The sequence below is a fragment of the Actinomycetota bacterium genome (assembly GCA_035640355.1).
In the GTDB taxonomy this organism is placed as follows: Bacteria; Actinomycetota; UBA4738; order UBA4738; family HRBIN12; genus CALGFI01.
The window spans coordinates 50,432-71,065 of sequence record DASQWI010000008.1; the positions used below are offsets into that span (position 1 = coordinate 50,432).

Annotated in this window: 19 protein-coding genes; 16 read left to right on the forward strand and 3 right to left on the reverse strand. The window is 66.6% G+C overall.

Annotated features, from left to right (window positions below):
• The 11 genes from groL (at position 1) to VFA08_04440 (ending at position 12,572) form a co-directional block, all read left to right on the forward strand.
• Positions 1-1,617: a chaperonin GroEL gene (groL, locus tag VFA08_04390; protein ID HYZ12828.1), complete on the forward strand. Its 1,617-nt coding sequence runs from the start codon at positions 1-3 to the stop codon at positions 1,615-1,617.
• 245 nt (positions 1,618-1,862) lie between these two features.
• On the forward strand, positions 1,863-2,594 hold the full coding sequence (locus VFA08_04395) for a response regulator transcription factor (protein ID HYZ12829.1): 732 nt from the start codon (positions 1,863-1,865) through the stop codon (positions 2,592-2,594).
• 240 nt (positions 2,595-2,834) lie between these two features.
• Positions 2,835-3,101 (forward strand): Flp family type IVb pilin, encoded by a 267-nt coding sequence (locus tag VFA08_04400; GenBank protein ID HYZ12830.1) that lies wholly within the window; start codon positions 2,835-2,837, stop codon positions 3,099-3,101.
• A 103-nt stretch (positions 3,102-3,204) separates the two neighbouring features.
• Positions 3,205-3,603, forward strand: coding sequence for a TadE family protein (locus tag VFA08_04405; GenBank protein HYZ12831.1), 399 nt, complete (start codon positions 3,205-3,207; stop codon positions 3,601-3,603).
• Entirely contained in the window at positions 3,600-4,694 is a 1,095-nt protein-coding gene (locus tag VFA08_04410; GenBank protein ID HYZ12832.1) for a pilus assembly protein TadG-related protein, read from the forward strand. Before VFA08_04405 ends, VFA08_04410 begins: the two co-directional genes overlap by 4 nt.
• A gap of 19 nt (positions 4,695-4,713) precedes the next feature.
• Positions 4,714-5,412, forward strand: coding sequence for a Flp pilus assembly protein CpaB (gene cpaB / locus VFA08_04415; GenBank protein ID HYZ12833.1), 699 nt, complete (start codon positions 4,714-4,716; stop codon positions 5,410-5,412).
• On the forward strand, positions 5,409-6,602 hold the full coding sequence (locus VFA08_04420) for an AAA family ATPase (protein HYZ12834.1): 1,194 nt from the start codon (positions 5,409-5,411) through the stop codon (positions 6,600-6,602). The genes cpaB and VFA08_04420 overlap by 4 nt, the downstream gene beginning before the upstream one ends.
• Position 6,603: 1 nt before the next feature.
• Positions 6,604-7,926 carry a CpaF family protein gene (locus tag VFA08_04425; protein HYZ12835.1) on the forward strand — a complete coding sequence of 441 codons (1,323 nt, stop codon included), beginning with the start codon at positions 6,604-6,606 and terminating at the stop codon, positions 7,924-7,926.
• Positions 7,923-9,848 (forward strand): type II secretion system F family protein, encoded by a 1,926-nt coding sequence (locus tag VFA08_04430; protein HYZ12836.1) that lies wholly within the window; start codon positions 7,923-7,925, stop codon positions 9,846-9,848. The genes VFA08_04425 and VFA08_04430 overlap by 4 nt, the downstream gene beginning before the upstream one ends.
• Positions 9,841-10,764 (forward strand): type II secretion system F family protein, encoded by a 924-nt coding sequence (locus VFA08_04435; protein HYZ12837.1) that lies wholly within the window; start codon positions 9,841-9,843, stop codon positions 10,762-10,764. The genes VFA08_04430 and VFA08_04435 overlap by 8 nt, the downstream gene beginning before the upstream one ends.
• Before the next feature lie 23 nt (positions 10,765-10,787).
• Positions 10,788-12,572 (forward strand): PxKF domain-containing protein, encoded by a 1,785-nt coding sequence (locus VFA08_04440; GenBank protein ID HYZ12838.1) that lies wholly within the window; start codon positions 10,788-10,790, stop codon positions 12,570-12,572.
• Positions 12,573-12,645: 73 nt separating this feature from the next.
• Here VFA08_04440 and VFA08_04445 read toward each other — a convergent pair whose 3' ends face one another.
• Entirely contained in the window at positions 12,646-13,041 is a 396-nt protein-coding gene (locus tag VFA08_04445) for a hypothetical protein (protein ID HYZ12839.1), read from the reverse strand.
• 97 nt (positions 13,042-13,138) lie between these two features.
• On the opposite strand from VFA08_04445, the gene VFA08_04450 reads away from it, so the two are divergent.
• Together VFA08_04450 and cysC are read left to right on the forward strand one after the other, a co-directional pair.
• The gene (locus VFA08_04450) at positions 13,139-14,536 is read left to right on the forward strand and encodes an alkaline phosphatase family protein (protein HYZ12840.1); all 1,398 of its coding nucleotides are present in this window, start codon (positions 13,139-13,141) and stop codon (positions 14,534-14,536) included.
• Positions 14,533-15,165, forward strand: coding sequence for an adenylyl-sulfate kinase (gene cysC, locus VFA08_04455; GenBank protein HYZ12841.1), 633 nt, complete (start codon positions 14,533-14,535; stop codon positions 15,163-15,165). Before VFA08_04450 ends, cysC begins: the two co-directional genes overlap by 4 nt.
• A 12-nt stretch (positions 15,166-15,177) precedes the next feature.
• Here the strand turns inward: cysC and VFA08_04460 are convergent, their stop codons facing one another.
• The gene (locus VFA08_04460) at positions 15,178-15,927 is read right to left on the reverse strand and encodes a hypothetical protein (protein HYZ12842.1); all 750 of its coding nucleotides are present in this window, start codon (positions 15,925-15,927) and stop codon (positions 15,178-15,180) included.
• Positions 15,928-16,092: 165 nt separating this feature from the next.
• Here VFA08_04460 and VFA08_04465 point away from each other — a divergent pair, with 165 nt between their 5' ends.
• Together VFA08_04465 and guaA are read left to right on the forward strand one after the other, a co-directional pair.
• Positions 16,093-17,253: a GuaB3 family IMP dehydrogenase-related protein gene (locus VFA08_04465; protein HYZ12843.1), complete on the forward strand. Its 1,161-nt coding sequence runs from the start codon at positions 16,093-16,095 to the stop codon at positions 17,251-17,253.
• Positions 17,254-17,261: 8 nt separating this feature from the next.
• Positions 17,262-18,806, forward strand: coding sequence for a glutamine-hydrolyzing GMP synthase (gene guaA, locus VFA08_04470; protein ID HYZ12844.1), 1,545 nt, complete (start codon positions 17,262-17,264; stop codon positions 18,804-18,806).
• Between the two features lie 14 nt (positions 18,807-18,820).
• Here guaA and VFA08_04475 read toward each other — a convergent pair whose 3' ends face one another.
• Positions 18,821-19,486, reverse strand: a complete 666-nt coding sequence (locus VFA08_04475; GenBank protein HYZ12845.1) for a sortase — start codon at positions 19,484-19,486, stop codon at positions 18,821-18,823.
• A gap of 70 nt (positions 19,487-19,556) precedes the next feature.
• Here VFA08_04475 and VFA08_04480 point away from each other — a divergent pair.
• The coding region (locus VFA08_04480) for a UvrD-helicase domain-containing protein (GenBank protein HYZ12846.1) at positions 19,557-20,634 on the forward strand (1,078 nt) is incomplete at its 3' end.

Genomic DNA, 20,634 nt, shown 5'->3' on the forward strand with positions numbered 1-20,634 from the left:
ATGGCAAGCAAGCTGCTGAAGTTCAGTGAGGAGGCACGGCGGTCTCTCGAGACCGGTGTGAACAAGCTCGCTGACACGGTCTCCCTCACTCTCGGTCCTAAGGGCCACAACGTGGTCCTGGATAAGAAGTGGGGGGCGCCGACGATCACGAACGACGGCGTGACGATCGCCAAGGAGGTCGAGCTCGAGGACCCGTGGGAGAACATGGGCGCCCAGCTGGCCAAGGAGGTCGCCACCAAGACGAACGACGTCGCCGGCGACGGCACCACGACGGCGACCGTGCTCGCGCGGGCCATGGTTCGGCGCGGCATGAAGAACGTCGCGGCCGGAGCGAACCCGATGGCGTTGAAGCGGGGCATCGAGAAGGGCGTCTCCGCGGCCGTTGAGGCCATCATGAACCAGGCCAAGAACGTCGAGACGCGCGAGGAGATCGCCAACGTTGCGTCGATCTCGGCGGCAGATCCGGCGATCGGAGACGTGATCGCCGAGGCACTGGACAAGGTGGGCAAGGACGGCGTCGTCACCGTCGAGGAGTCGAACACGTTCGGCATGGAGCTCGAGTTCGTCGAGGGCATGCAGTTCGACAAGGGCTACATCTCGCCATACTTCGTCACCGACCAGGAGCGGATGGAGTCGGTGCTCGACGAGCCCTACATCCTCGTGGTGAACAAGAAGGTCGGGAGCGTGCAGGAGCTGCTGCCGCTGCTCGAGAAGGTGCTGCAGGGCGGCAAGCCACTGCTGATCATCGCCGAGGACGTCGAGGGCGAGGCGCTCGCGACGCTCGTAGTGAACAAGATCCGCGGCACGTTCAACGCGGTCGCGGTCAAGGCGCCGGGGTTCGGCGACCGGCGCAAGGCGATGCTCCAGGACATCGGGATCCTCACGGGCGCCCAAGTCGTCTCGGAAGAGGTTGGGCTGAAGCTCGAGAACGCAACGCTCGACCTGCTCGGTCGCGCTCGCAAGGTCGTGGTCACGAAGGACGACACGACGATCGTCGAGGGCGCAGGGTCCGACGACGAGGTCAAGGGCCGGATCAACCAGATCAAGGCCGAGATCGACAAGACCGACTCGGATTGGGACCGCGAGAAGCTCCAGGAGCGGCTGGCGAAGCTCGCCGGCGGCGTCGCCGTGGTGAAGGTCGGTGCGGCCACCGAGGTGGAGCTCAAGGAGAAGAAGCACCGCATCGAGGACGCGCTCTCGGCCACGCGAGCGGCTATCGAGGAGGGCGTCGTCCCGGGCGGCGGCGTCGCGCTCATCCGCGCCGAGTCGGCGTTCGACAAGGTCGACCTGACCGGCGACGAGTCGACGGGCGCCAGGATCGTGCGCGACTCGCTGGCTGAGCCCGCGCGACTGATCGCGAGCAACGCCGGAGACGAGGGCGCCGTCGTGGTCGAGCGGATCCGCAGCGAAGGCGACTCCCGCGGCTACAACGCGGCAACGGGGGAGTGGGTCGACATGTTCAAGGCGGGCATCCTCGACCCCGCGAAGGTAACGCGCTCCGCGTTGCAGAACGCGGCCTCGATCGCGGCAATCGTCCTCACGGTCGAGAGCGCCGTGGTCGAGAAGCCCGAGGAGGAGGAGCCGGCACCGGCCGGAGCCGGCGGTCACATGCATTGAGGAAGAGCCGTTCGAGCAGGGGCGCCGGCATGCCGGCGCCCCTTTTGCGTTCCGAATCGGCGTGGGTAGCCACAGCCCCCATTCGAACTAGCCCGTTAGACGTACAGAAAAATCCTACGGACGTAGGTATGTACACGGAGAGCGTCCCCCACTACGGTTACGGCGCCGCGACATCCAGACCGATCTGCCGCTTACGAGAACGCCAAAAAGGGCCAATAAAGAGGACTGAGGGAGCCGAGCCGCAGATGTCTCTGACCAGTCGTCCACCCCACTCCGCAGGTGTCCTCATCGTCGAGGCGATCGGCGTGGTCCGCATGAGCCTGCGGATGCTGTTCGAGTCCGTTCCGGACATCGAGGTCGTCGGCGAGGCCGGCGACGCCGAAACGGCGCTCGACCTGGTGCCCTCGGTGCGAAATCCTTCGACCGTCGTCGCGCTCGTCGGCGTCGAGCTGGGTGGATCGCACGACTCGTTCTGGCTGATCCGCTCGATCCGTGAGCGATCACCGCAGATCACCATCTTGGCCACGGGGACCGACATGAGCCCCACGGCCATCTCGCAGGCGCTGTTCGTCGGCGCCCACGGGTTCGTACACAAGAACTCGTCGCCCGAGCGGTACATCGAGGCGACGCGTCGGGCCGCGAACGGCGAGCTCGTGCTCGAGGGGCTGCCTCGCGGCGCGCTCGGGGAGCTCGTCCAGGCGATCGATCATCAGCAGGTGACGACGAGCGTGCTGACGCCACGTGAACACTCCGTCCTGGTCGCGGCGGCGGACGGCCTCACGGCGCGCGAGATCGCGCGCCGGCTCGGCGTTCGCGAGCGAACCGTGTCGACGCACCTCAACCACATCTACCGCAAGCTCGGCGCAAGCGGACGGGTCGCGGCCGTGACGGCGGCTGCCCGGATGGGAGTGCTCACGCTTCCGGCGTCGGAGGTCATGGCGCCTGTCGCGGGCGCCGATCGTCTCGTCGCCAGCTAGTCCGCACCAACGCCGCGTTCGTTTCCTTCGACGTAATGGACGCGCGCGTGCTCTCGCGTCGACATCCACGTACGTATGCGTGCGTACTCAATCGTTACCGATGTACGCACAGCGCAAGTGCGGATGGCAACGCCGTAACGGCGATCACTAGCTTCCCGCAGCAGATAGCACAGGTTGCCGGGTGTCTTTTTTCCTTGGGTGCGCCGCCCGGCCTGTACGCGTGAAGGAGGTGACATCCAGATGCTGCTTCGGGCTCACACGTACGTGCGGGTGGCGATCGGGGACCTCCGTTCGCGCATGCACGACCGGCTTGTCGATCTGACGCGTAGCGAGGTCGGTGCCACCGCAGCCGAGTACGCGCTCCTGGTTTCGCTGATCGCCGTCGTGCTCGTGGCCGGTGCGTTCCTCCTCGGCAACGCCATCAACGATCGCCTCGACGCCACGGCCGACTGTATCGACGCCGCTCCGGCGGCGACGTGCCCCGGTGGGGCTGTCGTCGTGCCGTAGTTGCTCGTACCGAACGGAGAGCGGCTCCGGCCGCTCTCTCTTCCTCGGGCGACCCCGAGGAAGGGACGGTGGCCGGAACGATCGAGAGTAGGAGGACGGCCTGGTGAGGAGACGGAACGAGCGAGGTGCGGCGGCGGTGGAATTCGCGCTGCTCTTGCCGCTGCTCGTCGTGATCTTGTTCGGGATCATCGCGCTCGGGATCGCGCTCATGCGGACGGTCAACTACATCAGCGCGGCGCGAGAGGGTGCTCGCTATGCCGCCGTCCACTGCCGCCCGGAGGCGACGACGTGCGCCGGTACGACGCTCATCGCCGACCGAGTGACCCAATCCGCCAACGGGAACCCGATCGGGCCGGGCACCCCGGCGGCAGATCTGGACTGCTCCATCTCACCCGGGCAGCCCGTCACCGTCTTCTGGGAACAACAGATCCCGGTCGAGATTCCGCTCCTGCCGGACATGTCGTTCACGATGAACGTGGCGGGGACCTTCCGATGCGAATGAGGCCGCGGCTCGACGACGAATCGGGGGCAACGGCGGTCATCGTCGCGCTCTGTCTCTTCGTGATCGTCGGCATGCTCGCGCTGACGATCGACGGTGGTCTCCTGTGGACGAAGTATCGTCGGATCCGCACTGCCAACGACGCCGCTGCGCTCGCCGCGGCGTACTCATGCGCCAAGGGCGAGGGGCTCGGCGGTGCCGACGCCCAGGCCGCGAGCATCGCACAGGCGAACGTCGGCGATGCTCTTCCGACACAGCCGAATGCGTATTCCCCTGGATGCGTCGTCGAGGGCGGGGAGGTCACCGTTTACTTCGGTGGAGAACAGAGTCTGTTGTTCGGGCCGGCGATCGGGGTTTCCACCCCGAAGCCCGTCGCCGCCCACGCGACCGCCCTGTGGGGAGGGGCGGGCGGAGCCAGCAACGTCGCGCCGCTCATGCTGTCGCTTCAACGGCTGTCCGACTGCGACATCCCGTTCGGTCCCGATCTCCAGGTCGGCATTTCTCGTTGCTTCTTCTGGTGGGACAACGGAACGCCCCACGACACCACCGCCCTGACGAACGCCGAGTGGGGTCTGGTCGACCTGACCACGTGGGGTGTGGACGCCTTGGGCGGGTGTGGGGGAAACGTTAGCCAGAGCGACGTCGGCACGTGGATCGACCAGGGCTATCCGGGCTCGCTGCTGATCGACTATCCACCGGGATACGAGTACGTCTGCCGTGGCAGCGGATTCCAGGGCAACGCGCTCAACAACGACATCAGCGCGCAAGCGGGAGAGATTCTGTACTTCCCGGTGAACGATCCGTCGCAGCAGCTCGGATCGGGCGGCAGTCTCTGCCGGCCGGACGCGCTCGACCCCGCCAACGTCGATGGGGACTGCTCGGTCCAGAAGTACGCGATGATCGGGTTCGCGCGACTCCAGGTGGCGGCGGTCTGGACCGGGCAGGACGCGCAGACCATGTGCAACCACCCGGCCGACAACAACGGCAGTCTGCGGTGCTTCGAAGCGGTGTGGATGGGTTTCGAACCCGGCGGACTGAATCCAATTCCGAACGCCCCGAACCTCGGCCTGTTCGCCGTGGCGTTGACCGGATGACCCTGAGGAGGAGATCGACATGAAGAAGCCTGTGGCAGCAGCGCTCATCTTCCTGGTCGCGGCCGCGGCGGCCGGTGGGGTGCTGTTGTTCATGAACGGAGTTCGTGAGCGGGCGGAGGCGGGCCGTATCACGGCCGACGTCATCGTCGCGACACGAGATATCCCAGCGGGACAGGAACTGAGCGCGCTGATCGACGAGGGAGTGTTCCGAACGGAGGCCGTCGACGTCGAGGACCTCGTCCCCGGCGCGATCACGGACGTGTACCAGCTCCAGGGTCAGCGCACCGGATATCCGATCCTTGCGGAGGAGCAGATCGTTGCCGCGCGGCTCGCCGGCCCGCTTCAAGCCGGGGGCGGCGTTCTGGGCATCCCGGACGGTCTCCAGGCAGCGTCCATCACGCTCGAGCCGCAACGCGTTGTGGCGGGGGCGATCCAGCAGGGCGATCACGTCGAGGTCTTCGGGACGTTCACCGAACGCGGCGCCGGCGAGTTGACGACCCGCGTCGTCATCGAAGACGCGCTTGTTCTGGCCGTCGCCACGCCGGCGTCGGACGACCTCAGCTCCGGCAGCACCGGCACGATCACGCTTGCCGTCACACCTGAGCAGGCGGCTCTCCTGATCTTCGCCCAGGAACAGGGCCACGTCTGGCTGACCCTCCTTCCGCCGAACCAGGCCGGCGTCCACGTTCCGCCCGTCGAACTGGGGGCGATGCGATGAACGGCCGCCGGGTCATCGCCGTCGGTGGCTCGATGACCTTCCCCCCCGAGGTGGCTCGCGCCCTGGGGGCGGCGCCCGACGCCGTGTCGTGGCTGCCGTCGATCGCGAGCGCCCAGCGGGCGATAGCGGACGGCCAGGAGCGCTTCGACGTCGTCGTCCTCGCGCCGTCCGTCACGGACGACGAGGCGATCGCGCTCGCCGATTTCGCCGCCCGCGAGTCGCCTGCCACGGCCGTGGTCCTGGTCCGCGACACTCCGGTCGACGGCGCGTTTCCGAGGCTCATCCGAGGCGGGGTCCGCGACGTCGTCGACCTCACGAAGGGAAGGAGCGAGTTTCCCGACGCCCTTCGCCGCGCGCTCGACTGGACATCCACAATGCGCGGGAGTGCCAACGGCAACGGGTCCCACGGGTCGACCGGAACGATCGTCTCGATCTTCTCCACGAAGGGCGGAACGGGAAAGACCTTCCTCGCGTGCAACCTCGCGGCAGCGCTCGCCGACCGTTCGGGCTCCCGGGTCGCGCTCGTCGATCTCGACCACGACCTCGGCGACGTCTTCGCGTACTTCCGTGCGGAACCGAGTCGCACTCTTGTGGAGGTGGCGACGCTCGAGGAAGGTGCGGACTCGGAAGCGATCGCGGGCCTCGGCACGCCGCTCGTCAGCGGTGTCGTCGGCTTCGGCTCACGCCCGGATCCGCGGGCCGAGCCGTTGGCCGGCGCTGCCGTCGCCCGAATCTTGAACGCCCTACGCGAAGCGTTTGCGTTCACGATCGTGGACGCGACGTCCGAATACTCGGATCATGTCCTCGCCGCGCTCGATCTCTCGGACGTGGTCTGTCTGGTGTCGGGCCTCGATGCGATCGGGGTTCGGCACATGTCGATCGCCATGCACACGCTTGCGAACCTCGGCGTGCCGCGCGACCGGCTCCGGTTCGTCGTCAACAGGGCCGACAGCAAGGTCGATCTGACGGTCGAGGACATCGAACGGCTCGTCGGCATCCGCGTCGACGGCCGGATCCCGTCGAGTCCACTCGTCGCGCAGTCGATCAACCGCGGTCGGTTGTTGTGGCTCGACCAGCGACGATCCGACGTGGCCAAGGGCATCCAGGTGTTCGCCGACCGGCTCAGGTCGTCGGTGGCGCCTGACGAGGCGGTTTCCACGAAACGTCGCCTGTTTGCAAGGGGGTCGTGAGGTGTCGCTTGCGGAACGTTTGTCTCGGCAGGAGCAGCCGGATCGAACTGCCGAGGTCAGGGATCAGATACAGGAACGGCTGATCGAGGTCCTCGGGGCCCGCCTCTACGACGACGCGATGGAGGACGGCGAGCTTCGCCGGCTCGTGGATCGCCGGCTCCGTGAGCTCCTCGAAGACGTTGAGACACCGCTCTCGATCCAGGAGAAGGCGCAGATCATCCAGCAGATCGGGGACAACATCCTCGGCCTGGGGCCGATCGAGCCGTTCATCCGCGACCCGGAGATCACGGAGGTAATGGTGAACAGCCACCGCGTCGTGTACATCGAACGTGGAGGCAAAATCTATCGCACCGACGTCTCGTTCCGTAACGAGGAGGATCTTCGTCGGACGATCGACAAGATCGTCGGACGAGTGGGGCGCCGTATCGACGACTCCTCCCCGTACGTGGACGCTCGTCTGACCGACGGGTCGCGCGTGAACGCGATCATTCCGCCCCTCGCCATCCACGGCTCCGCTCTGACGATCCGGAAGTTCTCAGCGGACCCGTTCACGGCAAAGGACCTGATCGACTTCGGAACGCTCACTCCAGAGCTCGTTCCGTTCCTCGACGCCTGCGTCCGGGGCCGACTGAACATCCTCGTGTCCGGAGGGACGGGCGCGGGGAAGACCACGTTGCTCAACGTCCTGTCGGCGTTCCTGCCGGAAGACGAGCGCATCATCACGATCGAAGACTCCGCCGAGTTGCGCCTGCAGCAGCCGCATGTGGTGTCGCTGGAGTACCGCCCGCCGAACATCGAGGGTCAGGGCGAGGTGTCGATTCGCGATCTCGTCCGGAATGCCCTGCGCATGCGACCCGATCGCATCGTCGTCGGTGAGGTCCGCGGCGGCGAGACGCTCGACATGCTTCAGGCGATGAACACCGGACACGACGGCTCGATCAGCACCATTCACGCCAACTCGCCGCGGGACGTGCTCTCCCGCCTCGAGACCCTCGCGCTCATGGCTGGCATGGACCTCACGGTTCGAGCGCTTCGCGAGCAGGTGTCGGCGGCGATCGATCTGATCGTTCACGTGGCCCGATTCCAGGACGGAGTCCGTCGCGTGGCCAACGTCACCGAGGTTGTCGGTCTCGAAGGCGATACGGTCACGATGCAAGACCTCTTCATCTTCCACGTCGACGCAGGGCTGGACGAACGGAACCGCGTGCGAGGACACCTGGCCCCGAGCGGGCTCCGGCCGCATTTCCTGGAGAAGCTGGCCGAACGCAACGTGTTCCTCGACACGTCGTGGTTCGCCCCGCCGCCGGGGTCGGAACCATGGTGAGGGGTCGCGTCGGTCTGGTTCTGGCGCTCGCGTGCTGGACCGTTTTCGTCGTGCCGTGGTCCGCCGCGGCGTCGGGCGATGTCTCAGTTCGCGGGGCCGACGTCTCGGATTTCCCCACCGTACGGCTGACGGTGTCGACGGAGGAGCCGCTCTCCTCAGACGTTCGCGACGTTCAGATCATCGAGAACGATGTCCCCGTTCAGTCGACGTCTCTGGACACGTTCGGCGCCGAGGCAGGCCACATCGACGCGATCCTTGCAATCGACGCTTCGAACAGCATGCGAGGCGAACCACTGAGCACTGCGCTCGCGGCGGCTCGAACGTTTCTCGCCGGAGTACCGGCCTCGATGCCGCTCGGTGTCGTGACGTTCTCGGACGACCCTGTCGTCCTCGCGTCGTTGACCGCCGATCGCGCGTCCGTCGAGCGCGCCGTCGGCTCGCTGACCGCGACGACGAGTCAGGGCACCGCGCTGTTCAACACCGTGAGCGCAGCCTCCGACATGTTTGTCGGCACCGGTCAACACAATCTGGTGTTGCTCACCGACGGTCGATGCAAGGCCGATCCGACCGACTCGGGTCCGTGCACGCTCGACGGCAGCCTCGAGGAGGCGGTAGCCGCGGCGAACGATGCCGGTGTGACCGTGTTCACGATCGGGTTGTCGCGAACCGGCGCGCCGGTGCCGACGCTCGAGCGGCTGGCACAACAGACGGGTGGAGAGCATTCGCTGATCACGATCGAGCAGCTCGAAACCGTTTATGCGGGGCTCGCCGAACAGCTCTCCGGCCAGTACGTTGTGGAATATCGGTCGAAGGCGCCACTTGGCGCGCAGGTCGTCGTCGTCGTTCATACCTCTGTCGGCCGCGACACGTTCGGGTTCGTAGCGCCCGGACAGGCCCTGATACCGAAGAACGCCGAGGCGGCGGCGACCAGCGCGGTCATGTTCTGGGCGACGCCGCTCGGGATGGGGATCGTCAGCGCCTTCACGTTCCTGGCCGTGCTACTTGCCGGTCTGACGACCGTGAGCGTGGCGGACAGGCGGCGTCGGCTTCGGGAACTGGGCAAGACCGTCGCATTGCCGCCTCCGCCACTCGGAGCCGACCCCTCGGCGAGCGATGTGAGCAAGACGTTCTTCCCCCAGCGACTCGGAGACTCCGCGGAGAACCTGGCCAGCAAGACGTCGGCCGGCCAACGGCTCGCTCGGAGGCTGGAGCATGCCGGTTGGGGCATCCGGAGCGGAGAGTTCCTGCTCTTGGTCGCGCTCGGGGTCGTTGTTCTGGCGGTCGCGGGGTTCGTGGTCGCGACGGTGATCGGCGCGCTCGTGGGCGCAGTCATCGGCGCAATCGTGCCGTTCGCGGTGCTGTCCCATGCTGCTTCGAGCCGTCAGAACGCCATGCAGAAGCAGCTCGCCGACACGCTCATGGTCATCGCGAGCTCGATGCGGGCCGGTCATAGCTTCCTCCAATCGCTCGACTCGGCCGTGAAGGAGGCGGACGAGCCTACGGCAGGCGAGTTCGGTCGGGTTCTGAGGGAGATCCGCCTCGGTCGGGACACCGATCAAGCCCTGGAGGCGCTGGTCGAGCGAGTCGGCAGCCAGGACCTCGAGTGGGCCGTCACCGCGATCAAGATCCAGCGGAAGATCGGAGGCAACCTCGCCGAGGTTCTCGAAACGGTGGCGAAGACCGTTCGCGAGCGCGAGACGCTGCGGCGTCAGGTGAGGGTGCTGTCCGCTGAAGGACGTATCTCGATCGTCGTCCTCAGCGTGCTGCCGGTCCTGCTCGCCGGCTACATCATGGTGGTGAACCCCGAGTACCTCAGAACGCTCACGTCCACGCGGCCCGGCATCTTCATCTCTGTCGCGGGCGCAGCACTGATGGGCGTCGGCTACATCTGGATGAGAAAGATCGTGAGGCTCAATGTCTGAACAGATGTATCTCCTCGTGGGTGTCTTCGGAACCTTCCTTGTCGTCCTGCTCGCGGGCGCCACGATGATCTCGGTCTCCCGAAATCGGCGATCGGCCCAGGTGCTGCAAGGGCAGCTGGAGAGCGCCGGGATCTCGGTGAGTCCCCATGGCGCAGTTGCGTCGTTCTCCGAGCGTGTCGTTGCGCCCGCCATCTCGCGGTTCTCGACTGCGGCCGCGCGCATCACGCCCGCGGGATTGCGGAACGGCGTGGCGCGCCGGCTCGTGCTGGCGGGGGGCTCGGGCAAGTGGACGGCCGAGCTGTTCCTCGCGGCGCAGTTGGCGGCGACGATCGCGGCTGGTATCAGCGGCTACATCCTGGGGATGAGCGGTGAAAAGCGCATCCTCGGGCCGGGATGGATCGCGCTCCTCGCGTTCGTCGCGTACATCTTCCCAATCGCCGCTCTCGACCGAAAGGCCCAGAGCCGCCAAGAGAACATCCGGCGAACGCTCGCGGACACGATCGACCTGCTGACCATCAGCGTCGAGGCCGGCCTCGCGTTCGACGCCGCGCTCCTTCATGCCCGCCGTTCGATGAAGGGGCCGATGTCCGACGAGATCGGGCGGATGCTCCACGAGATGCAGCTCGGCGTAAAACGCACCGATGCGATGCGGAGCCTCTCCGAGCGGACGAACGTCGAGGAGCTCCGGAGCTTCGTTCTCGCGATGGTGCAAGCAGACGTCTTCGGCGTGAGCATCGCGAGCGTACTGCGGGCGCAATCGCAGGAGCTGCGGACGAAGCGCCGTCAGCGGGCTGAGGAGCGGGCCATGAAGATCCCGGTGAAGCTCCTGTTCCCCATGATTGTCTGCATCCTTCCCGCGCTCCTGATCCTCGTGGTTGGCCCGGGAGTGATCAGGCTCGCCAAGGTTCTGTTTTGATGACCGAGAAGGGCGGACACTAGATGAATAGGAAGAAGTGGTCTTTGCCGGCCGTTGCGTTGATGACTGTGGTGTTCACGGTGGCGATGGTCAGCGTCGCCGTCGCCGATCCGGTAGTGAACAACTTGGACGCGACAGCCGATTCGGGGCTCGAGACGGCCACTACGACTGCGGGCGTGTCCGTGTCGGTTGGGTTCTTCATCACGGCGAGCAACGTAGATCCCTCGAACTTGGATGCATCTGGCTGCAACGCCACTGGCGCCAATCCTGCGTTCATGACTATTTCTCCACCCTCGGGCGTGACCGTTTCTCCGGGAACGCTTCAATTCGTCGGCTGCGGTAACACCCTCACCGCCTCGTTCACGGCCGCCTCCGCCGGCACGTATACGTTCGCAAGCGGAGCCTTCTCCTTAACGGGTGGAAAGTCGGGCAGTCTCTGGAATACCAACCCCGCGGCATTCACACTGCAAGTGAATCCCGCCCCTCCGTCCGACGCGACGCCCCCGGTCATCACCCACACCATCACAGGGACGCTTGGAGACAACGGTTGGTATAGAAGCGACGTCACAGTGACGTTCAGCGTCAGTGATCCGGATTCAGCTATCACGTCAAGATCCGTCGACTGTGACGCCACGAACTCAGTGACAAGCGACACGACGGGCGTGACGTTCACGTGTACTGCCACAAGCACAGGCGGAACCTCCACCGACTCGGTCACGATCAAGCGCGACGCGACGGCGCCCACGATCTCCGGGAGTGCTTCCCCCGCAGCGAACGGGGACGGCTGGAACAATTCGGACGTAACGGTCTCTTATACGTGCGACGACAACCTGTCAGGGGTCGCTTCCTGCGGCGCAGACGAGTCGCTTTCGAGTGAAGGGGCGGGTCAGTCCTCGACCGGAACGGCCGTCGACAAAGCAGGAAACTCGGCAACTGACACGGTGAGCGGGATCAACATCGACAAGACCGCCCCGACTGTCGCATACACCAGTGCGTCTCCGAGCCCCAATGTCAACGGGTGGTACAAGACCGATGTCGTCGCTACGTTCACAGCCACCGACACGCTGTCCGGGTTCGCAGGCCCGTCGTCGACGGCGACCGGTACGTCCACCACGACTGGCGAGGGCGCCGCCGTGACAGTAGGTAGCCCGGTTTTCACCGACCTCGCGGACAACCCCGCGGTGGCGGGGGCCGCGACGAGCGACGCCTTCATGATCGACAAGACGGCGCCATCCGTGTCGGTGACCGGTGTGACTGATGGTGCGGTCTACACGCTCGGCTCCGTTCCTGCTGCCGGATGCAGCACGACCGATACCTTGTCGGGAGTGGCGATTGGGGCGACGCCGTCCACCAGCGGCGGACCCGTCGGCGCAGTCACTGCGACGTGCGCGGGTGCAACAGACAACGCCGACAACGCCGCCTCCGCCGTCAGCGTGACGTACCAGATCCACTACAACTGGACGGGCTTCTTCCAGCCGGTCGACAACGTCGGCTGGAACTCGGCGAAGGCCGGTCAAGCGATCCCGGTGAAGTTCAATCTCGGCGGGAACCAAGGGCTCGACATCCTGAAGGCGAGCTTCCCCAAGATCACATCGATCGCATGTCCGGGTTCATCGATCGTCCCCGATCCGATCGAGGAGTACGTCACGACGACCGCTGGCGGAAGCGCGCTCACCTACGACTCGACCGCCAACCATTACGTTTACGTGTGGAAGACGCAGAAGGGCTACGCGGGGAGCTGCTTCTCCTTCGAACTCGGATTGAAGGATGGATCGTCGCACACGTTCCGCGTCCAGTTCACCAAGTAGTGCCCGTCGGGACCAGAAGGACCTGCACGAGCCAGCGGGACCTCGAGAGAGGTCCCGCTCTTCTTTCATCACGTCACGCCGCAGGCCGTTCTGTTCCCGACTTCGCCAGACCGATGACCTCGAGTGCACCTAACGCCGCATTCAGGAGGGCGAGGGACCGCCACGGCCACGTCGGGGCGCCCTCTGGCGCCCCGAGGAGTGCGGTCGCCGCGAACACCACCGCCGTTCCCAACTCAAGCAGTACGAACGTCCACGACCACCACCAGAGCTCCTCCAGCTTGCGCCGGACGAGGACCATCTGGGCGGCGAGACAGACAGAGGCGACGCCGAATGCGCGAAGCCAGGCGTCCTCGACCGGCGGCTGGTCGAAGAGCACTTCGGTGACCCATCCCGGTGCGATCACCAGGGCCACGCCCGCGATTGCCCACAGCACGGCCTGCCATGAGAGCGTCGCGCCGAGGAGCTTCACGAGGGCGCATCTTCGCAGGTCGGACGAGCAGACCCATTGGTAGCATGCGCGCGCTGGAGCGACCGGCTCCGTTCCATGCAGACCACCGAGAGGGGACATGCCCGACACGCCACGCGTCGCCGTGATCGGCCTCGACTGCGCAACGCCGCAGCTGATGTTCGGAGACCTCGCCGCGGAGACACCCAACATCCAGGCGCTGATGAAACGAGGGATGTGGGGCGAGCTCAAGAGCATCACCCCGCCCATCACCGTCCCCGCTTGGGCGTGCGCAATGACCGGAAAGACGCCCGGGGAGCTCGGGATCTACGGCTTCCGGAATCGCAAGGACACGACGTACAGCGGTCTGTCGATCGCCACCTCCGGCGCCATCACCGCGCCGGCAGTCTGGGATGCGTTGGGCGCCAAGGGTCTCCGTTCGTTGCTCATCGGTGTGCCTCCCGGATATCCGCCGCCGAAGGAGTTCCCGGGTTGGCGAGTGGCGTGCTTCCTGACGCCGCCGTCGGCGAAGTCGTGGGCGTTCCCAGCCGAGCTGCAGACGGAGATCGTCGGCGAGCTCGGGGAGGCGAACGATTACATCTTCGACATCCCGGACTTCCGTCGCGCCGGGTACGACCAGGCGCTGGACCAGGTGTTCAAGATGACGGAGCGGCGGTTCCGCATCGGCCGGAAGCTTGCCGCGGAGAAGCCGTGGGACCTGTTCATGTTGTGCGAGATCGCGCCGGACCGGTTGCATCACGTGTTCTGGCAGCACTGGGACCCCCTCCATCCCCTCCACGAGCCCGGCAACAAGTACGAGACGGCCTTCCAGGACTACTACCGCTTCCTCGACGACCAGATCGGGTCGCTTCTCGAGGCGCTTCCATCCGACGCGATCGTCATCGTGATGAGCGATCACGGAGCGCGCCGGATGGTCGGCGGGTTCTGCTTCAACGACTGGCTGATCAAGGAGGGCTACCTCTCGGTCGAGGCGTACCCCTCGCACGTGATCCCCTTCGGGGACGCGGTCATCGATTGGAGTCAGACCGTCGCCTGGGGTGACGGCGGCTACTACGGCCGACTCTTCCTGAACGTCAAGGGACGTGAGCCGGAGGGCGTCGTCGAGCCGGAACGGTACGAGGAGGTGCGCGACGAGCTCGTTCAGAAGCTCGAGGCGACCGTGGGACCGGACGGCGAACCGCTCCGCACAACCGTGCTGAAACCGGAGGACGTTTATCCGGAGGTGCGCGGTGTCCCGCCCGACCTGCTCGTCTACTTCGGCGATCTCGGCTGGCGATCGGTCGGGTCGATCGGGAACCGGAGCGTCTACACGTACGAGAACGACACGGGACCGGACGGCGCCAACCACGATCGCGCAGGTGTCTTCGTCATGGCCGGACGGGAAGAGCAGCGGACTGGCCAGATCGACGGCCTCAGCCTCGTCGAAGTGGGTCCCTCGATCGAGCGGCTGTTCGGACTGGATCCTGAACGCCCGAGCGGACGAGGAGCGTTCGCGTGACGGAACGCGAACCGCGGGGGTTCACCGTCTGGTTCACCGGCCTGTCCGGCGCCGGGAAATCGACGATCGCCGAGATGCTGTACCACGAGCTTCAGGCGCGCGGCCTGAAGACGGAGATCCTCGACGGCGACGTCGTCCGCCAGAACCTCAGCAGGGGGCTGGGATTCAGCAAGGAAGACCGAGACACGAACATCCTGCGGATCGCGTTCGTCGCGCAGCTGCTCACGCGTAACGGCGTTGCCACGATCTGCTGTCCGATCTCTCCATATCGAGACGCGCGCGCACGCGCTCGAGAGATGATCGGCGACTTCGTCGAGGTCTACGTGCACGCGACGGTCGAGGAGATCGCGGAGCACCGCGACCCCAAGGGCCTTTACAAGAAGGCTCTCGCCGGCGAGATCACCGGGTTCACCGGCGTCGACGACCCGTACGAGGCGCCCAATGATCCGGAGCTCGTGCTGGACACGATGGTGGAGGAGCCCATCGAGTCCCTCCAGAACGTGCTGGCGAACCTCCGCGAGCGCGGATACGTGGAGGACGACACCGTCATGGTCGAGGGCGAGCGGGCGCACTCGGGGATGACAGACCTGCGGGTGACGCAGACCGGCCACGTCGCGGACGGGCGCTGACCGGGGTCGAGGTCAGGGCTGCGGGACGTCTCGAGCCACCGGATGCCGCTGCTCGCTGCCCGTCCGGCCGAGTCCAACCGCGAAATAGAGCTCGACGAGCAGCATGCACAGGAACGCCTCGGTGATCCGGACGCCGTACCGGGTCACCTCGCCCGCGACGCCCGACACACCCACCGCGTACTGGAGTACGGAGAACGCGATCGGCGTGACCACGAGTAGGGCGTACCAGCCGTATCGGAGCCTCGCAGACGTCGGAGCGGAGGGGTCGAGGATGCCGCGGTCGACGACGTCGAAACCGATCGGCGCGAGGACGAGCACGCCCAGGGTCTCAGCGAGGTCAGTGACGACCTGGGTGCGCTCGCCGAGCACAATGACGGCCAGCACGGCGAGCGAGGCGAGTATGGCGAGGTTCGACGGGAGCGGGCGGCGGATCTGAACGCAGGGCACGAGCACGGCAGCCGCGAGGAACGGCTCGTTCAGCGTCCTGAACCTGCTGGGCAGGTCGGTCCAGAGAAGCAACACGGCCGCGGCCGCGCACACGATCGCGACGGCGAACGTCAGCGGCCACTCCAGACTCGAGCCGGATACCTTCGGCCTGGCGTGCTCGATCCACAAGGCGAGGATCAGCGCGAGGAGGACACCCTCGCTGTTGTGGCCGATCCGGTCGGCGATCCCGTCGGGGAGGAACATCGGGAAGATCTCGAGGAGGACGCCGGCGAGGAGCGCGACGAGACCACCGTAGAAGACGATCCCCAGAGTCACGCGGCTCGAGCGCATCGGCTGCGACAGTATCCAGACCCCGTACCTTCAGTGCGAGTTCGGACGCTGAGCTCGACGCCAGGTGTGCCGTGGTACCGTCGGCGCATGGTTGGTGGTTCGAGGCTCTCCCCGGAAGGGGAGGGCCTCTCGCGCATCTAGGGGAGACGCATGGAGATCGAGATCGGCAAGGGGAAGGTCGCCAGACGCGCGTACGGGTTCGACGAGGTGGCGATCGTGCCGTCGCGTCGGACACGCGACCCCGACGACGTCGACCTGACCTGGGAGGTCGACGCGTACTCGTTCCGCCTCCCGATGATGGCGTCGGCGATGGACGCCGCGGTCTCGCCCCACACCGCGTCGCTCATCGGGAAGTTGGGCGGCCTCGCCTGCTTGAACCTCGAGGGCCTGTGGACGCGGTACGAGGACCCCGAACCCATCTACGAGGAGATCGCGTCCCTCCCCGACGAGAAGGCCACGCGGCGGATGCAGGAGCTGTACCGCGAGCCGGTCAACGGCGAGCTCGTCGCGCGGCGGATCCGCGAGATCAAGGACGCCGGCGTCGTATCGTGCGGTTCACTCACGCCGCAACGGGTCGAGCGGTTCGCGAAGACGGTCGTGGATGCGGGTCTCGACGTCCTGGTCATCCAGGGGACCGTCGTCTCCGCGGAGCACGTCTCGACGCGTTCGGAGCCGCTCAACCTCAAGGAGTTCATCCGCGGGTTCGACCTGCCGGTGATCGTTGGTGGGTGCGCCTCGTATACGACGGCGCTGCACTTGATGCGCACCGGTGCGGTCGGGGTGCTCGTCGGCGTCGGACCGGGGAACGCTTGTACGACGCGCGGCGTGCTCGGCGTCGGGGTTCCTCAGGCGACTGCGATCGCGGACGCCGCGGCCGCTCGGATGGAGCACCTTCGCGAGTCTGGCCGGTACTGCCATGTAATCGCGGATGGGGGGATGCGCACCGGCGGGGACATCGCCAAGGCGGTCGCCTGTGGCGCCGATGCGGTGATGATCGGTTCCCCGCTCACGCGCGCGTACGAAGCTCCCGGCCGCGGCTACCACTGGGGGATGGCCACGTTCCACCCCACGCTCCCGCGTGGGGCGCGCGTCAAAACGAGGCAGGTCGCTTCGCTCGAGGAGATCCTGGTCGGACCGGCGCACGAGAACGACGGGACCTACAACCTGTTCGGCGCGCTCGCCTCGTCGATGGCCACGACCGGCTACGAGACGATCCGCGAGTTCCAGAAGGCCGAGCTCGTGATCGCGCCGTCGATCAAGACCGAGGGCAAGACCTACCAGAAGGAACAGCGCGTCGGGATGGGGCACTAGGCGCAGGCGTGGGGAGCGAGCACCCGCGGCCGGTGTTGGTTGTCGACCTCGGGGCGCAGTACGCGCAGCTGATCGCCCGCCGCATCCGTGAATGCCACGTCTACTCCGAGATCGTCCCGCACGACCTTTCCGCCGAGGATGTCGCGAGACGACGGCCGGCGGGCCTCGTCCTGTCCGGCGGCCCGGCCTCGGTGTACGAGGACGGAGCGCTATCGATCGATCCGCGCCTGTTCCAGCTGGGCGTGCCGGTCCTCGGCATCTGTTACGGCCACCAGCTCATGGCCCAGGCGCTCGGCGGCGCCGTAGAGGCCACCGGTCGGCGAGAGTACGGAGGGACGACGCTCCACCTCGGCGACCGCGGCATCCTGCTGCAGGACCTCGCCGCCGACGAGCCCGTGTGGATGAGCCACGGCGACGCCGTGACTCGCGCGCCGGAGGGCTTTCGCGTGACGTCCCGAACCGACGCCATCCCCATCGCCTCGATGGAGGATCCGATACGGGGAATGTTCTCCGTCCAGTTCCATCCGGAGGTGGCGCACACGCCCAGAGGAACCGCGATCATGAAGCGATTCCTCTACGACGGTTGCGGACTCCTCCCGGAGTGGACCCCGGCCAACGTGATCGAGCGCTCGGTGGCCGCGGTTCGCGCTCAGGTCGGCGATGCAGAGGTGTTGTGTGCGCTTTCGGGCGGGGTCGATTCCGCGGTCGCGGCGCTGCTCGTGCACAAGGCCATCGGTGATCGACTCACGTGCGTCTTCGTCGACACCGGGCTCCTTCGCGAGGGCGAGCCCGACCAGGTCGAGGAGACGTTCGGCAGGCACTTCGGTGTGCCGCTCGTCCACGTGAAGGCGGCGGACCGGTTCCTCGCGCGCCTGGCGGGCATCACGGATCCGGAGGAGAAGCGGCGGCGGATCGGCGAGGAGTTCATCCGCGTGTTCGAGGAGGTCGCGACGGAGCATCGCGGCGCGAGATTCCTCGTGCAGGGAACGCTCTACCCCGACGTGATCGAGAGCGGCTCGCGAACGGCCGCGCGGATCAAGAGCCACCACAATGTCGGCGGGTTGCCCGAACGGATGAATCTCAAGCTCGTCGAGCCCCTTCGAGACCTGTTCAAGGACGAGGTTCGAACGGTCGGCGCCGAGCTCGGACTGCCAGAGGAGATCGTGTTGCGCCAGCCGTTCCCCGGGCCGGGTCTCGCCGTTCGGATCGTGGGCGAGGTAACCCAGGAGAACCTGCGGATCGTCCGAACCGCGGATCACGTCGTTCGTGAAGAGGTGTTGCGCTCCGGACTCGACCGCGAGACCTGGCAGGCGTTCTGCGTGCTGCTGGCCGATGTCCGAAGCGTCGGCGTCATGGGAGACGGCAGGACGTACGAGCATCCGGTCGTGCTCCGGGTCGTCACGAGCGAGGACGCCATGACCGCGGACTGGGCCCGATTACCGCATGACGTGCTCGACCGGATCTCGAGCCGGATCGTCCGTGAGGTGCCGGGCGTGAACCGCGTGGTCTACGACGTCACCTCGAAGCCGCCCGGAACGATCGAGTGGGAGTGATCCGGCTCGACGCGTCAGCCGACGCGGTCGGCGAACACGACCAAGCGCTGCGTGGCGGAGAACCGCGGGTTGCACGTCGTCAAAACGAGCGTCGGCTCCTCGGACGGATCCAAAACGGACGCGTCTGACGGATCGATCAACTCTCTGTGTGTGACGCGGTAGTTGAAGATGCCGTACTCCGTTGCCAGGACGATCCGGTCGTCACGCGTGAGCTCATCGAGCGACCAGAACGGGGCCCCGTACGTGGTTCGGTGCCCGGCGATACCGACCGTGCCGGTGTCCTCCCACGGATAGGACGTCCACGAGTAGTGCCCGGGGCCCTTCTTGAGCGATTCGGTTCCGGTCCCCTCGACGACGACGTAGTTCACCTCGATGTCCGGAATGCGCAGGATCGCCACCGCCGCGCCGGGGACCTTCACGACGCGGTCGGCCGGCGGTGCGTTCTCGGGTGGCGTCGTCCCGATCAGCCGCTCGAACGGCGCGCGGATCTGGTCCTGAGCGGCCGAGGTGAAGAAGCCGGTCCCCCAGAGCAGCCACCAGACGTATCCACCCACGGCCAGCGCGGCGGCGATCAGGACCAAACCGATGATGCGGAGGACCCGGCCGCTGCCGGAGCGCCGCCGGCGCGGGGGTGTTGGCTCGGTGGCCCCCGCGGGCTCGAGCGTCTGCGTCCGGCCCATAAGAGGAAGAGTGTCGCAGGTAGCCCGGGTTCAAACGTCGGTGGCGGTGCGCGTGCCTAGGATTGAAGCGATGCCGTCCGCCTCGCCGCTCCTCGGGGACTTGAATCCCGTTCAAGCCGAGGCCGTCCTTCACAGTGAGGGTCCGGTCCTGATCGTCGCCGGTGCAGGTTCAGGGAAGACGCGCGCGCTCACGCACCGGATCGCGTTCCTGATCCGCGAGCGGGGCGTGAACCCGTACTCCATCCTGGCCATCACGTTCACGAACAAGGCCGCGCGCGAGATGGCCGAGCGCGTGGAGGGGCTGATCGGCCAGCGCGTTGCGCGTGGGATGTGGATCCTGACCTTCCACTCGGCCTGCGCCAGGATCCTGCGTGCGGAGCACGACCACCTCGGCCTGCCGCGGAGCTTCACGATCTACGACGAGGGCGACACGGAGCGGCTCCTCGCCGCGGTCCTTCGGGATCTCGATCTCGACGCGAAGCGCTATCCGCCCCGGGCGATGGCGGCCGCGATCGGCAAGGCGAAGGACGAGGTACTCACCGCACAGGACTTCCACGACCTCGCCGGAAACTTCTACGAGCAAACGATCGCGAAGGTGTACCTCGCGTACGAGGAGCGCAAGCGCGCGGCCGGAGCGCTCGACTTCGACGACCTCATCACCGAGACCGTCCTGCTGTTCCGGCAACGGCCCGAGGTGCTCGAGCACTACCAGGAGCGGTTCCGCTACATCCTGATCGACGAGTACCAGGACACGAACCGCGCTCAGTACCAGCTGGTCAACCAGCTCGCCGCGAAGTACCGCAACGTGTGCGTGGTCGGCGACGCCGACCAGGGCGTGTACTCGTGGCGCGGCGCGACGATCCAGAACCTCCTCGATTTCGAACGCGACTATCCCGACGCTGAGGTGTTCCTCATGGAGCAGAACTACCGCTCCACGTCGAACATCCTGGCCGTCGCCAACGCGCTGATCGAGCACAACGTGCAGCGCAAGCCCAAGTCGCTGTGGACGGAAGGTGTGGACGGCGAACTGGCCGTCCGGTTCCGCGCGGAGAACGAGCACGAAGAGGCGGCCTTCGTGGCGCAGGAGATCGAACGGCTGGTGGAGACGGAGGGCCACCGGTACGGCGATGTCACCGTGTTCTATCGAA

Coding starts and splice junctions, on each gene's coding strand:
- groL (HYZ12828.1), top strand. CDS start 1: ATGGCAAGCAAGCTGCTGAAGTTCAGTGAGGAGGCACGGCGGTCTCTC.
- VFA08_04395 (HYZ12829.1), top strand. CDS start 1,863: ATGTCTCTGACCAGTCGTCCACCCCACTCCGCAGGTGTCCTCATCGTC.
- VFA08_04400 (HYZ12830.1), top strand. CDS start 2,835: ATGCTGCTTCGGGCTCACACGTACGTGCGGGTGGCGATCGGGGACCTC.
- VFA08_04410 (HYZ12832.1), top strand. CDS start 3,600: ATGAGGCCGCGGCTCGACGACGAATCGGGGGCAACGGCGGTCATCGTC.
- cpaB (HYZ12833.1), top strand. CDS start 4,714: ATGAAGAAGCCTGTGGCAGCAGCGCTCATCTTCCTGGTCGCGGCCGCG.
- VFA08_04420 (HYZ12834.1), top strand. CDS start 5,409: ATGAACGGCCGCCGGGTCATCGCCGTCGGTGGCTCGATGACCTTCCCC.
- VFA08_04435 (HYZ12837.1), top strand. CDS start 9,841: ATGTCTGAACAGATGTATCTCCTCGTGGGTGTCTTCGGAACCTTCCTT.
- VFA08_04440 (HYZ12838.1), top strand. CDS start 10,788: ATGAATAGGAAGAAGTGGTCTTTGCCGGCCGTTGCGTTGATGACTGTG.
- VFA08_04450 (HYZ12840.1), top strand. CDS start 13,139: ATGCCCGACACGCCACGCGTCGCCGTGATCGGCCTCGACTGCGCAACG.
- VFA08_04465 (HYZ12843.1), top strand. CDS start 16,093: ATGGAGATCGAGATCGGCAAGGGGAAGGTCGCCAGACGCGCGTACGGG.
- VFA08_04475 (HYZ12845.1), bottom strand. CDS start 19,486: ATGGGCCGGACGCAGACGCTCGAGCCCGCGGGGGCCACCGAGCCAACA.